This window comes from Rhizobium sp. T1470, assembly GCF_042140505.1.
Taxonomy (GTDB): domain Bacteria; phylum Pseudomonadota; class Alphaproteobacteria; order Rhizobiales; family Rhizobiaceae; genus Rhizobium; species Rhizobium favelukesii.
In genome coordinates, this window is the sequence record NZ_CP148091.1 from 383374 (window position 1) to 397651 (window position 14278).

12 protein-coding genes are annotated in these 14278 nt (G+C 61.8%); 4 read left to right on the forward strand and 8 right to left on the reverse strand.

Annotated elements, in window-relative coordinates; genetic code table 11:
• Window positions 1-176: 176 nt before the first annotated feature.
• Both WGT02_RS01880 and WGT02_RS01885 read right to left on the reverse strand, forming a co-directional pair.
• Window positions 177-803 carry a ribonuclease D gene (locus tag WGT02_RS01880; protein ID WP_024313362.1) on the reverse strand — a complete coding sequence of 209 codons (627 nt, stop codon included), beginning with the start codon at window positions 801-803 and terminating at the stop codon, window positions 177-179.
• Window positions 804-877: 74 nt separating this feature from the next.
• Window positions 878-1684 (reverse strand): MerR family transcriptional regulator, encoded by an 807-nt coding sequence (locus tag WGT02_RS01885; RefSeq protein ID WP_024313363.1) that lies wholly within the window; start codon window positions 1682-1684, stop codon window positions 878-880.
• Between the two features lie 194 nt (window positions 1685-1878).
• On the opposite strand from WGT02_RS01885, the gene WGT02_RS01890 reads away from it, so the two are divergent.
• Both WGT02_RS01890 and WGT02_RS01895 read left to right on the forward strand, forming a co-directional pair.
• Window positions 1879-3156 (forward strand): 4-aminobutyrate--2-oxoglutarate transaminase, encoded by a 1278-nt coding sequence (locus tag WGT02_RS01890; protein ID WP_208249335.1) that lies wholly within the window; start codon window positions 1879-1881, stop codon window positions 3154-3156.
• A gap of 35 nt (window positions 3157-3191) precedes the next feature.
• Entirely contained in the window at window positions 3192-4673 is a 1482-nt protein-coding gene (locus tag WGT02_RS01895) for an NAD-dependent succinate-semialdehyde dehydrogenase (RefSeq protein WP_208249333.1), read from the forward strand.
• An 83-nt stretch (window positions 4674-4756) separates the two neighbouring features.
• Here WGT02_RS01895 and WGT02_RS01900 read toward each other — a convergent pair whose 3' ends face one another.
• Together WGT02_RS01900 and WGT02_RS01905 are read right to left on the reverse strand one after the other, a co-directional pair.
• Window positions 4757-5200 (reverse strand): PACE efflux transporter, encoded by a 444-nt coding sequence (locus WGT02_RS01900; RefSeq protein WP_208249331.1) that lies wholly within the window; start codon window positions 5198-5200, stop codon window positions 4757-4759.
• Window positions 5201-5315: 115 nt separating this feature from the next.
• Window positions 5316-5525 carry a SlyX family protein gene (locus WGT02_RS01905; RefSeq protein ID WP_024313367.1) on the reverse strand — a complete coding sequence of 70 codons (210 nt, stop codon included), beginning with the start codon at window positions 5523-5525 and terminating at the stop codon, window positions 5316-5318.
• A 179-nt stretch (window positions 5526-5704) separates the two neighbouring features.
• On the opposite strand from WGT02_RS01905, the gene uxaC reads away from it, so the two are divergent.
• The gene (gene uxaC / locus WGT02_RS01910; RefSeq protein WP_024313368.1) at window positions 5705-7120 is read left to right on the forward strand and encodes a glucuronate isomerase; all 1416 of its coding nucleotides are present in this window, start codon (window positions 5705-5707) and stop codon (window positions 7118-7120) included.
• Window positions 7117-8571 (forward strand): mannitol dehydrogenase family protein, encoded by a 1455-nt coding sequence (locus WGT02_RS01915; protein WP_024313369.1) that lies wholly within the window; start codon window positions 7117-7119, stop codon window positions 8569-8571. The genes uxaC and WGT02_RS01915 overlap by 4 nt, the downstream gene beginning before the upstream one ends.
• 136 nt (window positions 8572-8707) lie before the next feature.
• Here the strand turns inward: WGT02_RS01915 and WGT02_RS01920 are convergent, their stop codons facing one another.
• From WGT02_RS01920 to WGT02_RS01935, 4 genes are all read right to left on the reverse strand, one after another.
• The gene (locus tag WGT02_RS01920; protein ID WP_208249329.1) at window positions 8708-11158 is read right to left on the reverse strand and encodes an FAD-dependent oxidoreductase; all 2451 of its coding nucleotides are present in this window, start codon (window positions 11156-11158) and stop codon (window positions 8708-8710) included.
• A gap of 1 nt (window position 11159) precedes the next feature.
• Window positions 11160-12035: a phosphotransferase gene (locus WGT02_RS01925; protein WP_208249327.1), complete on the reverse strand. Its 876-nt coding sequence runs from the start codon at window positions 12033-12035 to the stop codon at window positions 11160-11162.
• 65 nt (window positions 12036-12100) lie between these two features.
• Entirely contained in the window at window positions 12101-13180 is a 1080-nt protein-coding gene (locus tag WGT02_RS01930) for an ABC transporter ATP-binding protein (protein WP_024313372.1), read from the reverse strand.
• Between the two features lie 24 nt (window positions 13181-13204).
• Window positions 13205-14278 carry a Gfo/Idh/MocA family protein gene (locus tag WGT02_RS01935; protein ID WP_024313373.1) on the reverse strand — a complete coding sequence of 358 codons (1074 nt, stop codon included), beginning with the start codon at window positions 14276-14278 and terminating at the stop codon, window positions 13205-13207.

Sequence of the window (14278 nt, forward strand, 5' to 3'; positions counted from 1 at the left end):
GCTCATCCGGCCTTTCGCATTCCCCAGCAGTTCCTCCTGCCTGACTCGGTGCTCCATCGCACCGTCGAATGCATAAAAATTAATGAGTATCCTAGCGAAACGGCGTTAAAGAATCGCTAATGGCCGGCGCGCGGCACGCCGCGCCCGGTCCAAATCGGGCAAGATCCGGGAACGTTTCAGCTGTGCGCGAAGATGTCGGCTTCTTCCCAGCCGAGCAGGTCGAGCTTGGCGCGTGTCGGTAGGAACTCGAAGCAGGCGATGGCGTGGTCGATGCGACCGTCGCGCACCAGCCGCTCGGTCAACTTGTCGCGCAGTGCGTGCAGGTAGAGCACGTCGGAGGCGGCGTATTCCAGCTGCGCCGGCGACAGCGTCGCGGCTGCCCAGTCGGAAGACTGCTGCGCCTTGGAAATATCGACGTCCAACATTTCCTTGAGATTATCCTTTAGGCCGTGCCGATCGGTATATGTGCGGCAAAGGCGCGAGGCGATCTTGGTGCAGAAGACCGGCTGCGTGGTGACGCCGAAGGCGTGGAACAGAACGGCGATATCGAAGCGGCCGTAGTGGAAAATCTTCTGGCGGGAGGTATCGGCGAGCATGGAGACGAGGTTCGGCGCTTCCTTTTGGCCGGCAGCGATGCGGATCACGTCGGCCGAGCCGTCGCCTGCGGAAAGCTGCACGACGCAGAGTCGGTCGCGGCGCGGCACAAGGCCCAGCGTCTCGGTGTCGATGGCAATCGCTCCGGTGTAGCGGGCGGCATCTGCCGCGGAAATATCGCCTTCATGGTAACGTATGGTGGCTGCCATCTGCCTCGTCTCTCATCCGAAGTGTCTGTCAGGGCGCTATAGCGCAAAGACATGGCCGGCGATACCGTTAAGGATCAGAATGTCGGCGGTGTATTGATCCAGATCAGGATCGTCTCGCCATCGTGGCGATTGCGCCAGGAGTGATAGCGGCGGCTTTCGAAATAAAGCGAATCGCCAGGCCCGAGGTCGAAGAACTGGTCGGAATCGAGAATCAGTTCCAGCCGCCCCGAGAGCACATGCATGAACTCCTCGCCATCGTGCCGGTAAGCGCCTTCGCTCGCCGCACCGGGTGCCAGCACGAAACGGTGGCAGTCCATCATCGTACGACCCTCGGCCAAAAGTTGTACGGTGACACCCGGCGTCGTTTCCGGCCAAGTGCGCCAAGCCCCGGCGCGGACGACCTCGGGCACGGCATCGCGTTCCTCGCCGGAAAGCCGGGAAACCGTCGTGCTATAATATTCCGCAAGATCGTGCAGCGTCTTGAAGCTCACACCCTGGGATGTGCGCTCGAGCGTCGACAGCGTCGATGCGGCAATGCCGACATCGCCTGCGACCTGGTCCAGTGTCTTGCCGGCGGCATGGCGCAGACTGCGCAGCCGCCGTCCGAGATCGGAGGCATCCGCTGCATCGGAACTGTCCGAGGGCTCTTCGCTTTCCAACGCCTCGCGAATGGCCGCCGGATTGAGCCCGCGCGCAGTTCGATACCAGGCTATCTTCTTTATCCGTGCCACGTCTTCGGCGCTGTATTGTCGGTGTCCGGTCGCCGACCGATCCGGAACGACGAGGCCCTGGCTTTCCCAAAGGCGCAAGGTCGATGCGGAAACACCTGCCGATTTTGCCGCCTCGGCTACCTTGTAGCGCACGGGCGTCCCATTGCTCATAAGCCAAATATTCCCGGTTCGTTTGAGGCCGTATCGGCCCTCGTTTTCTTGAGCGACCATCGCCGAAAATGGCGACGGTTTGAAGCAGAAAATGGCGCTTGCATTCTTGCAGGAAAAATGTAGGTATTTTCTATACACCTTGCAGAATTTATGCAAGATCGCTTCGATTCATTCCAGAGCGCAGGAGCGCACCGATGACCGCGACCACCCTTACAGACCGGAAGAATGCTGCAATTTCCCGCGGCGTCGGAATGACCACGCAGATCTATGCCGATCGCGCCGAAAACGCCGAGATCTGGGATAAGGAAGGTCGCCGCTATATCGACTTCGCGGCCGGCATCGCCGTCCTCAATACCGGCCATCGCCATCCGCGAGTGATCGCTGCCGTGAAGGATCAGCTCGATCACTTCACCCACACCTGCCATCAGGTCGTTCCCTATGAGAGCTACGTGCATCTGGCGGAGCGGCTGAACGCGCTGACGCCCGGCGATTTCGCCAAGAAGACGATCTTCGTCACAACAGGTGCCGAAGCCGTCGAGAATGCCGTGAAGGTCGCGCGGGCGGCGACCGGCCGTTCTGCCGTCATCGCCTTCGGGGGCGGCTTTCATGGCCGCACCTTCATGGGCATGGCTCTCACCGGCAAGGTCGTGCCTTACAAGGTCGGTTTCGGCGCGATGCCGGGCGATGTCTTCCATGTGCCGTTCCCGGTGGAGCTCCATGGCGTAACGCCTGAGCAATCGCTTGCAGCCTTGAAGAAGCTGTTTGCCGCCGATGTCGATCCGCAACGCGTTGCCGCAATCATCATCGAGCCGGTGCAGGGCGAGGGTGGCTTCTATGCGGCGCCGGTTTCGTTCATGAAGGCACTGCGCGAACTCTGCGACCAGCACGGCATCCTCCTGATCGCCGATGAGGTCCAGACCGGCTTTGCGCGCACCGGCAAGATGTTCGCGATGGATCATCATGAGGTCGCACCCGACCTGATGACCATGGCCAAGAGCCTCGCCGGCGGCTTCCCGCTGGCAGCCGTCACCGGCCGCGCCGACATCATGGATGCGCCGGGACCGGGCGGCCTTGGCGGCACCTATGGCGGTAATCCGCTTGGTATCGCCGCTGCTCACGCGGTTCTCGATGTCATCAAGGACGAAGATCTCTGCAACCGCGCCAATCAGCTTGGTAGCCGCTTGAAGCAGCGTCTGGAATCGTTGCGCGAGAGGGCGCCTGAGATCGTTGATATCCGTGGCCCGGGCTTCATGAATGCCGTCGAATTCAACGACAGAACGACGAAGCTGCCGAGCCCCGAATTCGCCAACAAGGTCCGCCTGACCGCGCTTGAGAAGGGCCTGATCCTGCTGACCTGTGGTGTCCATGGCAACGTCGTCCGCTTCCTTGCCCCGATTACCATCCAGGACAGTGTCTTTGGTGAAGCGCTGGACATTCTGGAAGCCTCGATCCTAGAAGCAAGTGGCAAGTAGGCGCGCCGACCCTCTCTGCCCTGGAGTTACATGACATGGCATTCACGACTGCACTGACAAAGCACGTACCCTTCTCCTCGCCCTTCCTGCGCGATGCCGGTTACATCAACGGCACCTGGACAGCCGGTGGCGCCACCAAGACCTTCGATGTCCTCAATCCTGCGACCGGTGAGGTTCTGGCCTCGCTGCCCGACATGGGTGCCGCCGAAACGCGGGAAGCGATCGATGCCGCCTATGCCGCGCAGCCGGCCTGGGCCGCGCGCCCTGCCAAGGAACGCGCCGGGATCCTGCGCAAATGGTTCGATCTGATGGTCGCCCATGCCGATGAGCTGGCTGCCATCCTCACCGCTGAAATGGGCAAGCCTTTCGCGGAGGCCCGTGGCGAGATTCTTTACGCCGCCGCCTATGTCGAATGGTACGCGGAGGAAGCCAAGCGCATCTATGGCGAAACGATCCCGGCGCCGTCGAACGACAAGCGCATGATCGTCATCAAGCAGCCCGTCGGCGTCGTCGGCACGATCACGCCCTGGAATTTTCCGGCAGCGATGATCACCCGCAAGATCGCACCGGCGCTAGCCGTCGGCTGCGCGGTTGTCTCCAAGCCGGCCGAGCAGACGCCGCTGTCGGCACTGGCACTTGCAGTTCTTGCCGAGCAGGCCGGCATTCCGGCCGGCGTCTTCAACGTCATCGTCGGCGAGGACGGCCCGGCGATCGGCAAGGAACTCTGCGGCAACGAGAAGGTGCGCAAGATCAGCTTCACCGGATCGACCGAGGTTGGCCGCATTCTGATGCGCCAGTGCGCCGATCAGATCAAGAAGATCAGCCTCGAGCTCGGCGGCAACGCGCCGTTCATCGTCTTTGACGATGCCGATCTTGATGCGGCGGTCGAGGGTGCGTTGGCGTCGAAGTATCGCAATGCGGGCCAGACCTGCGTCTGCGCCAACCGCCTCTATGTCCAGTCCGGCGTCTACGACGCCTTTGCCGCCAAGCTTTCGGCGAAGGTCGAGACGATGGCGGTCGGTGACGGCTTCAAGGCAGGCGTGACGATCGGCCCGCTGATTGATGAGCAGGGGCTGGCGAAGGTCGAAAGCCATGTGGCGGATGCCGTCTCGAAGGGGGCCAGTATCCTGACGGGCGGCAAGCGCGTCGAAGGTGCCGGCACCTTCTTCACGCCGACCGTGCTCACCGGCGTTACCCGCGAGATGAAGGTCGCGCGTGAGGAGACGTTCGGTCCCGTCGCGCCGCTCTTCCGCTTCGATACGGTCGAGGATGTCATCGCCCAGGCCAACGACACCGAGTTCGGTCTCGCCGCCTATTTCTTCGCCGGTGACCTCAAGAAAGTCTGGCGCGTCGCCGAGGCGCTCGAATACGGGATGGTGGGCATCAACACTGGTCTGATGTCGACGGAAACGGCGCCTTTCGGTGGCATCAAGCAATCCGGACTTGGCCGCGAGGGCTCGCGTCACGGTGCCGAGGACTATCTCGAGATGAAATATCTCTGCATGGGCAATGTCTGAGCGACATCTGGCTCAGATGCTTTGAGACAATACTCAAGGGATCGCCGGCAGCGGCGGTCCCCTTTTCTTCGGTTGCGTGATGCCTAGCTTTGCGATGCTTGCGCTGCGGGCTGCCAATCCGGCAGCGGGAAGACACGGTCATAGGCCCAGTTGAAGACGAAGGCGTAGACCATGTAGAAAAGCGCGAACGACACGTCCATCATCAGGGCCTGAATGACACTGACACCGAGGTACCAGGCGATCATCGGCAGCAGCGCCAGCAGCAACCCCACCTCGAACATGACCGCGTGCGCCACGCGGATGCCGACGCTCTTGCGCGTACTGCCGGTCAGACGCTGCATCAAATGATCGAAGCCGAGATTGTAAATATAGTTCCACATCGTCGCCAGCGTCGCGCCGGCAACGCCGACCACGCCGATATCGGCAATCGGCATGCCGAAGGCGAACGCGCCGAGCGGCGTGACGAGCGCGAGTCCGATGAGTTCGAAGCTGATGGCGTGACGGATACGATCTGCGGCTTTACGCATATTTACCCCCGGCGGGAATGTTCGGGTCGTCCCGAGGTGATGCCCGTCGAGGGGAGGTCGTCCTCACCGCCCTTTAATAGGTATTCCGGCCGCCGAAAACAAGGGCGGAGCTTGCTCAGTAGTGCGGCGGCTGCGTAATTGCTGGGGCTTCCAACGATTGCTCCTCGAGCGACAGGAAGCGTTCCGTCAACCGGTCAAGCTTGGCGCGCGTCTGTTCCATGACCTTCCATTGCTCGGCCAGCTGCTCGGACAATTCCTCGATCGTCTTTGCCTGATGGGCGACGATTTCCTCGAGTTTCGTCATGCGGCTCGTCTCTTCGGACATGGAACCTCCTTGCCGCAACCGGCCAATGTCATCTGCACCTGAAAAGCGGAAATAGTCCGTGCGGTCAATCATTTCGAGAGGGAAGTGCGATTTTCAAAAGTGAACCGTTTAGTTACTAAAAGCCCTTGCCGCGTTCCAAGTTGTGGGGTAGGCCGGTAACCCTTCAGGGAGGAATTCTCATGGATGTTGGAAACGGCTTTCTTCATCCGGACCGGCTCTTTCCGGCCGATCCGACAACACGCACGATCGCGCGGGACCTTTACGAGACCGTCCGGACGCTGCCGATCGTAAGCCCGCACGGCCATACAGAACCCTCGTGGTTTGCCGACGACAAGCCTTTCGACGATGCATCCTCGCTCCTCGTCATTCCGGATCACTATCTCTTCCGCATGCTGCATAGTGTTGGCGTCAAGCTCGACGATCTCGGCGTACCGCGCCTCGACGGTAAGCCGGTCGCCAAGGGCCGTGACATCTGGCGCGCTTTCGCTGCGCAGTACCATCTCTTCCGCTGCACGCCCTCCAGCCTGTGGGTCGATCACGCGATGTCGGCCGTGCTTGGTTGCGAGGAACCGCTGACGCCTGACAATGCCGATGCGCTCTACGACCACATCAACGCGCAGCTGGCGCTTCCGGAGTTCCGTCCGCGCGCCCTGCATAAACGTTTCGGCATCGAGACGATCGCCACGACCGAAGGCGCACTTGACCCACTGGTTCACCACCAGAAAATGGCGGAAGACGGCTGGATCGGCCGCGTCCGCACCACGTACCGCCCGGATGGCGTCACCGACCCGGATGCCGTCGGCTTCCGCGAAAACCTGGTGCGGCTTGGCGAACTGACCGATTGCGACGTGACGAAGTGGGACGGGCTGATCGAGGCTCACCGCAAACGCCGTGCCTATTTCCGCCAGTACGGCGCAACCGCCACAGACCACGGCGTTCCGGCGGCGTTTACCGCCGACCTGCCACTGGCCGATAAGCAGCGGCTGCTCGACAAGGCGCACAAGGGCACGCTGAGCACTGAGGATGCGGAGCTCTTCCGTGGCCAGATGCTGACCGAAATGGCCGGGCTTTCGGCCGAAGACGGCATGACGATGCAGATCCATGCCGGCTCGCGTCGTAATACCGACCGCGAGCTGTTCCAGACCCGCGGCCCGAACATGGGCGCCGATATCCCGATGCCGACGGATTGGGTCGGCGGGCTCGCTGCGATGCTTGCAAAGTATGGTCACGCCCCTAGCCTGCGCGTGCTCCTGTTCACGCTCGACGAGACGACCTATGCCCGCGAGCTGGCGCCGATGGCGGGCCATTGGCCGTGCCTGATGATCGGTCCGCCCTGGTGGTTCCACGACAGCCCGAACGGCATCCGCCGCTATCTCGACCAGGTGGTCGAGACGGCCGGTTTTGCCAATCTGGCCGGCTTCAACGACGACACACGCGCGCTTCTGTCGATCCCGGCACGCCACGATGTCTGGCGCCGCGAGGTCTGCCGCTTCCTGGCCCAGTTCGTGACGGAACACCGGATGTCCCGAAAGGAAGCAGAAATCGTCGCCGGCGAACTCTCCTATGGAAACGCGAAGAAGGCATACAAGCTGTGACCGAACGACTGACGAGCCTTTCCGGCCTCGCGCCGACAGCCAAGCTTCCCCACTATGATCGCGATGCGTTGAAGCCGGGCATCCTGCATCTCGGTCCCGGCGCATTCTTTCGCGCGCACTTCGCCCCCTTCACCGATGGCGCGATTGCGGCGGCCGGCGGCGACTGGGGCATTGAGGTGGCGAGCCTGCGCACAGCCGACGTTGCCGATCACCTGAACGAGCAGAGCGGGCTCTACACCATGCTCGTGCGAGATACCGCGGGCACGACGGCGCACGTCATCGCCCCGATCCTGCGCGCCCATGTCGCGACCCGCAATCCTGGCGATCTGCTCGCCAAGCTTGAGGATCCCGCCATCCGCATCGTCAGCTTGACGGTCACCGAGAAAGCCTACGGCTTCGATTCCGCCACCGGTGGGTTGGACCTGAAGCATCCCGACATTGCCGCCGACCTCGCCGACCGCCATGCGCCGCGCGGAGTCGTCGGCTATCTGGTCGAAGGTCTTTCTCGCCGCCGCGCCAAGGGCATCCCACCCTTCACGCCGCTTAGCTGCGATAACCTACCAAGCAATGGCGCCGTTTTGAAGCGGCTGGTGCTCGACTTCGCCGAACGAGTCGATCCGGACCTTCGGCAGTGGATCGAGGACAACGTTCCCTTCCCGTCGACTATGGTCGATCGCATCACGCCGGCAAGCACGGATGCCACCTATCGCGATGCCGAAAGGCTGACGGGCAGGCGGGATATGGCAGCGATCGAGACCGAACCTTTCACCCAATGGGTGATCGAGGACCACTTTGCCAATGGCCGCCCGGATTGGGAGCAGGCCGGCGCTCTGATGGTCGAAGACGTCTCCGCTTATGAAAAGATGAAGCTGCGCATGTTGAACGGCGCGCATTCGCTGCTCGCTTATCTCGGCTATATCGGCGGCTATGAATTTATCCGCGACGTCATGGATGATGTCGGCCTGGCAGCCCTTGCGCGCCGTCACATGAACGCCGCTGCCGCAACCTTGGATCCGGTGCCTGGCATCGCTCTTGAGGCCTATGCTGACGAGCTGATTGCACGCTTTGCAAACAAGGCGATCGCCCACCGCACCTACCAGATTGCCATGGACGGCACACAAAAGTTGCCCCAGCGCCTTCTCGAACCCGCCTCCGAAGCTGTGGCTGACGGCGGCAAGGCAGAGACCTATGCGATCGCGGTGGCCGCCTGGATGCGCTACGCACTTGGCGCTGACCGGAACGGTGAAAGCTACGAACTGCGCGACCCGCGCGCCGCCGAGATAGCAGCGCTGCTGGCCGACGTGCCGCGCAATGGGGGCGCTGTATCGAAAGCTCTGTTCGGGCTGCCGGGCCTTTTCCCGGCTGCGCTGACCGACAACCTCGGCTGGACGGAGGATGTGGCGAACAAGCTGGAGATCTTGATCCAGGACAACAGGTTGCCGTTGTTTTGATGGCGCACGTCATCCCTTCGCAGCAGAAGACTCCCCACCGCACAAAAAGAGTCTTTTCGCCTCGCAGACGTGCGTCGGCTGGATTCTTGTGACAAGCACAGCAATTCGAGTCTTAGGCCGTCCTTCTATTGCCTTGTCACGCCTTTGCGCGGGCCATCTCAGGATCGTAGAGGGGCTCGAGCGATGCCCGGCAGGGCACGCGCTCGCGCGCCACGTCAAGTTCGTAGCGGCCGGACAGCACGAAGTCTTCGGTCACGCCTTCCGGATTGCGGACATAGCCGTAGCCGATCGGCTTGCCGATCGTGTAACCGAAGCCGCCGCTGGATAGCCAGCCGACACGCTTGCCGTCGCGATAGATGGTCTCGCGGCCGAGCAGAACGACATCTGTGTCCTCTGGTACGAAGCATGCAAACATCTTCTTGACGCCCGAAGCCAACTGCCGCTCGATCGCCTCGCGGCCGCGAAACGGTGTGGTCTTTCTGGTCTTCACCGCCCAGCCAAGCCCGGCCTCGATGGGCGTATGATCCGGCCCGATATCGGAGCCCCAGGCGCGATAGCCCTTCTCTAGGCGGCAGCTTTCGATGGCGCGGTAGCCGGCATTCATGAGCTGCAACGGACCGCCCGCCGCCATCAGCGCGTCATAGACGGTTGTTGCGTATTCGACCGGCACATGCAGTTCGTAGCCGAGCTCGCCGACATAGGTGATGCGCAGCGCCCGTACCGGGCAGCCGGCGATGCCGATGGTCTTGACGCGGCCGAAGGGGAAGGCAGTGTTGGAAACGTCGTTGCTTGTGACCGTCTCCAGCACTGCGCGAGCGTTTGGTCCCATCAGCGACAACACCGAATAGGCGGAGGTGACGTCAACGAGTTCGGCATGCATTCCATCTGGAATATTGCGTGCGATCCAATCGAAGTCATGCGTCGCGAAACCGGTGCCGGTGACGATGTAGTATTCGTCGTCGGCCATGCGGGCGCAGGTGAGGTCGCACTCAATGCCGCCCTTGTCGTTCAGCATCTGCGTATAGATCAGCGAGCCGACCGGTTTTGTCACATCGTTGGAGGCGATCCACGACAGAGCCGCCTCGGCATCGCGTCCCTTCAGCACGAATTTGGCAAACGATGTCTGGTCGAAGATGACGGCCGCCTCGCGCACTGCCTTGTGCTCGCGGCCAACGGCATCGAACCAGTTCTGGCGGCTATAGGTGTAGATATCCTTCGGCTCCTCGTTGGCGAAGAGATCGGCAAACCAGTTGGGCCGCTCCCATCCAAGCTTTTCACCGAAGCAAGCACCTTGCGCCTTCAGCCGGTCGTAGAGCGGCGATTTACGGCAGGGCCGGCCACTTGAATACTCTTCGAGGGGGAAAGCCAATGTGTAGTGCTTGCCGTAAGCTTCCAGCGTGCGGGTGCGCACCCAATCGGTATCGAAATGCGGGCGGCCGAAGCGGCGAATATCGACCGGCCAGAGATCGTAGGGCGGTTCGCCGTTAGCGACCCATTCGGCGAGGGCCATGCCGGCGCCACCGCCGGACGCGATGCCGAAGGCATTGAAGCCGGCGCCGACGAAGAAGTTCTTCAACTCCGGTGCTTCGCCGAGAATGAAGTTGCCGTCAGGCGTGAAGCTTTCCGGGCCGTTCAGCAGCTGTTTCACGCCGACGTTTTCGAGCGCCGGGACACGTCCGAGAGCCTGTTCCATGATCTGCTCGAAATGCTCGAAATTGCTATCGAGCAGTGTGTAGTGGAAGCCCTCGGGAATCCCGGCTTTCGCCCACGGTATCGGGTTGGGTTCGTAACCTCCCATGACGATGCCGCCGACCTCCTCCTTGTAATAGGTCAGGCGGTCGGGGTCGCGCAGCGTCGGCAGGTTCGACGGCACGCCGAAGGACTCGGTGATGATGTACTGGTGCTCGACAGAGACGAGCGGGACGTTGACGCCGAAGCGGGCGGCGAAAGCGCGCGTCCACTGCCCAGCGCAGACGACGACACGCTCGCATTCGATGCGGCCTTGCGCGGTGATGACGGCGCGGATCTTGCCTTTGTCGATCTCAAGATCGATCACCTCGGTATCCTCGAAAATCGAGACGCCCGCCATGCGCGCACCCTTGGCAAGTGCCTGGGTGATATCAGATGGGCTCGCCTGGCCGTCGGTCGGCAAGAACGCCGCGCCGACGAGATCGTCGATGGTCATCAGCGGCCAGAGATCGAAAGCCTCAAGCGGCGTCAGCAGTTGCATCTCGAGCCCGAAGGATTGAGCCGTGGTCGCCTGTCGCTTGACCTCGGTCCAGCGTTCCTCGTTGCAGGCAAGTCGCAGGCCGCCATTCATTTTCCAGCCGGTGCCAAGTTCCGTCTCGACCTCCAGTCTCTTATAGAGATCGACGGAATAGCCGAGCAGCTGGGTGATGTTGGCACTGGTGCGGAGTTGGCCGACGAGCCCGGCCGCATGGAAAGTGGTGCCGGAGGTGAGCTTCTTGCGCTCCAGGAGCACGGTATCCGTCCAGCCGAGCTTGCCGAGATGATAGGCCGTCGAGCAGCCGATGATCCCGCCACCGATAACGACCGCCTTGGCGGTCTTTGGCAATTCCTTCGTCATATTATCGATCCTGTTCAAAAGCGTCGTAGGCGCGCTCGAAGCGCGCAAGGTTCTCGGCCGTGTAGGCGGCGTAATCGAAGTCGATCGTGGAGTGGCTTTCCGAAACCATGCTCCAAAGTGTCTCGCGCAACAGCGAAGCGCATTTCATCGCTTGGTAGCGCCGCCAGAGATCTCCAGTCAGCGGCATCTGATAATAGGTCTCGAGCATCAACCGCTCAGTCGCCATGGAGAACTCGCTGTTGGAGGCGAGGCCACCCAGATCGAAGAGTGGCGTGTTGAAGCCCGCATAGTCCCAGTCGATCAGCCACAGGCGCTTGCCGTCATCGAGAAAGTTGGCGGCCAGCATGTCGTTATGACCGAAGGCGATCTCGAACGGACCGCCAGCCGCTTCCAGCCGTTCGGCCTTTGCCAGCAGGTCCGGGAAAAGTTGACGATAGGGGCTGTTGGCTGCTTCCAGATTGGCGATGTAATCGCGAATGACATGAAAGACCCAGAAGATCGCCGCCGCGCCGCGAAATTCACGGGCGATATCGTGGTGGCAGGCGCGCACCAGCGGTATGACACGCTCCAACATCTCTGAGCGTCGCAGGTCGTCAGGCAAAAGCGCCTTCGACTCGATGTAGTCGAGAACAAGCACGCCCGGCGCATGATGGATAACAGCCGGCGAAAGCCCCGCTGCATGTGCGGCCTGGCTGGCGGCAAGCTCGTTCTGGCGGCTGATATGGTGAACGGGGATATCTTCCCCCAGCCGGACCACGCGACGCACCGCACGATCCCGCACGAGATAGTTCCGGTTGGTGATGCCGCCGGCGATCGGCACAATTTCAATCGGACCCTGCCAGATGCCGAGCGCATGAATCCGATCTTCAGGCGTCACGCTTTTCCCTTTCGTGGCCTATCCTATTGAAATCATGGCCAGAGCGGGATCGGCTGTCAAGCGCGCTAGATGGCGGCGCCTGATGCGTCGAAGACGTGGCACCGCGCCGGGTCGAAGGAGGCCTTTACGTTCGTCCCGCGCTCCACCTTCTGCTGTCCGTCGAGCGCGATCGTCATCTGCTGGCCGTCCGGCGTCTTCGCGTAGAGCATGGTTGCGCCGCCGAGGTTTTCAACGAGGTCGATATTCACGGTCGCAAGCGTGATGCCGCTGTTCTCGAGGACCGAAAGATGCTCCGGACGAATGCCGAAGGTGACGTTCTGGCCGGCTTCTGCCTTCAGCCGCCGAGGCAGGCGAACGGAGTTGCCGCAGACGTTGATGGTCGTCTCGGCCTCCCCGGGCTGCTCCACGCGCGCCTGTAGGAAGTTCATCTTCGGGCTACCGATGAAGCCTGCCACGAAGCGGTTGGTCGGATTGTTGTAGAGGTCGAGCGGCGCGCCGATCTGCTCGATGCGGCCTGCGTTCAGCACGACGATCTTGTCGGCCATGGTCATGGCCTCCACCTGGTCGTGGGTGACGTAGATCATCGTATTGCCGAGACTGCGGTGCAGACGGGAAATCTCTACGCGCATCTGCACGCGCAATTCCGCGTCGAGGTTGGAAAGTGGCTCGTCGAACAGGAAGATGCGCGGCTCGCGCACGATCGCGCGGCCGATCGCCACGCGCTGGCGTTGGCCACCGGAAAGCGCCTTCGGCTTGCGTTCCAGTAGTTTCTCGATCTGGAGGATTTCAGCCGCGCGTTTCACCTTTGGCTGGATCTCGGTCTTCTTGTAGCCGGCCGTCTCAAGCCCGAAGGCAAGATTCTTGTAGACCGACATATGCGGATAAAGCGCATAGGATTGGAATACCATCGCGATGCCGCGCTTGGCCGGCGCCACCTCGTTCATTCGCTCGTTGTCGAGCAGAAGCGCGCCGCCGGTGATTTCTTCAAGCCCGGCTATCATGCGCAGCAGCGTGGACTTACCGCAGCCGGAGGGGCCGACGAAGACCGCGAACTCACCGGGATCGATCTTCAGGTCGATGCCGTGGATGACGTCCAGGGCGCCGTAGCGCTTCTCGACTTTCTGGAGAACGACGCTTGTTGCCATGATCTCAGGATCCTCCCTGGTCCGTTATTTCGTGCGGGCACGCCAGTCGGCGTACTTGGGGCTGTCCGATCCGATCGGCAGGCTGACTTCGCGGCCGGTATCGGACGATTGATAGATCGCAGTGACGAGTTCCAGTGCGCGGCGCGCATCCTGGGTCGTCACCGGCAGCGGTCCGTTGCCGCTGAGATAGGTATGAAAATGCTCCATCTGCGTGGTGAAGCGCGGTGCGACCGGCTGCCAGTTGCCGATGACGGCGTCGATGCGCGCCTGCACATCATCATTCTGGACGATGATCTTCCAAGGGTCCCTACCCGGCGAGTAGGGCTCGTGATTGCTCTCGAAGGTCACGTTCTCAAAGTGCAGCCGCAAGCGACTGATCTGCTCCTGCGAGCCCAGCGTGCAGGAGAGCGACACGAAGGCGCCGTTCTTCATCAGCAGGCTCGCCGAGGCGCAGTCCTCCACCTCGATGTCGTTGACGCGGGTCGCAACGCGGCCGAACACCTTCGAGACCGGCCCCATCAGATGCAGCAGCATATCGTGCAGGTGCAACGCGTGGGTCACCAGCACGCCACCAAGCTCGGTCGCCCATTTTCCGCGCCATGGAACCGAATAGTATTCGGGCGTGCGCAGCCAGAAGGTTTCGACCGAGCCCATGTAGGGCTTGCCGGCGATGCCGGCGTCGATGATCCGTTTCGCCTTCTCGATGCCGTCGCCATAGCGATATTGGAAGATCGGCATCAGCGTGCCTTTGGCCGTCTTTTCCGCTTCCATGATCGTGTCGACGCCCGAGAGCGAGCCGGTCAGCGGCTTCTCGCAGATGACGTGCTTGCCGGCTGCCAGCGCCGCCACCACTTGCTCGAGGTGGATGCCGGGCGGCGTGCAGATGTCGACGATATCGACGCTCTCGTCGCCAAGCACATCGGCAAACGAGGTCGTGCGCTTGGCGATGTCGAACTCATCGCCGATCTCGCGCAGGCGCTCCTCGTTCAGGTCGCAGATCGCTACGACCTTGAACTTGTCGGGATGCGGCACGTAGCCTTCAACGATGTGGGAGCGGCCGATGCCGCAACCCACGATCGCAACTCTCTTGATACTCAT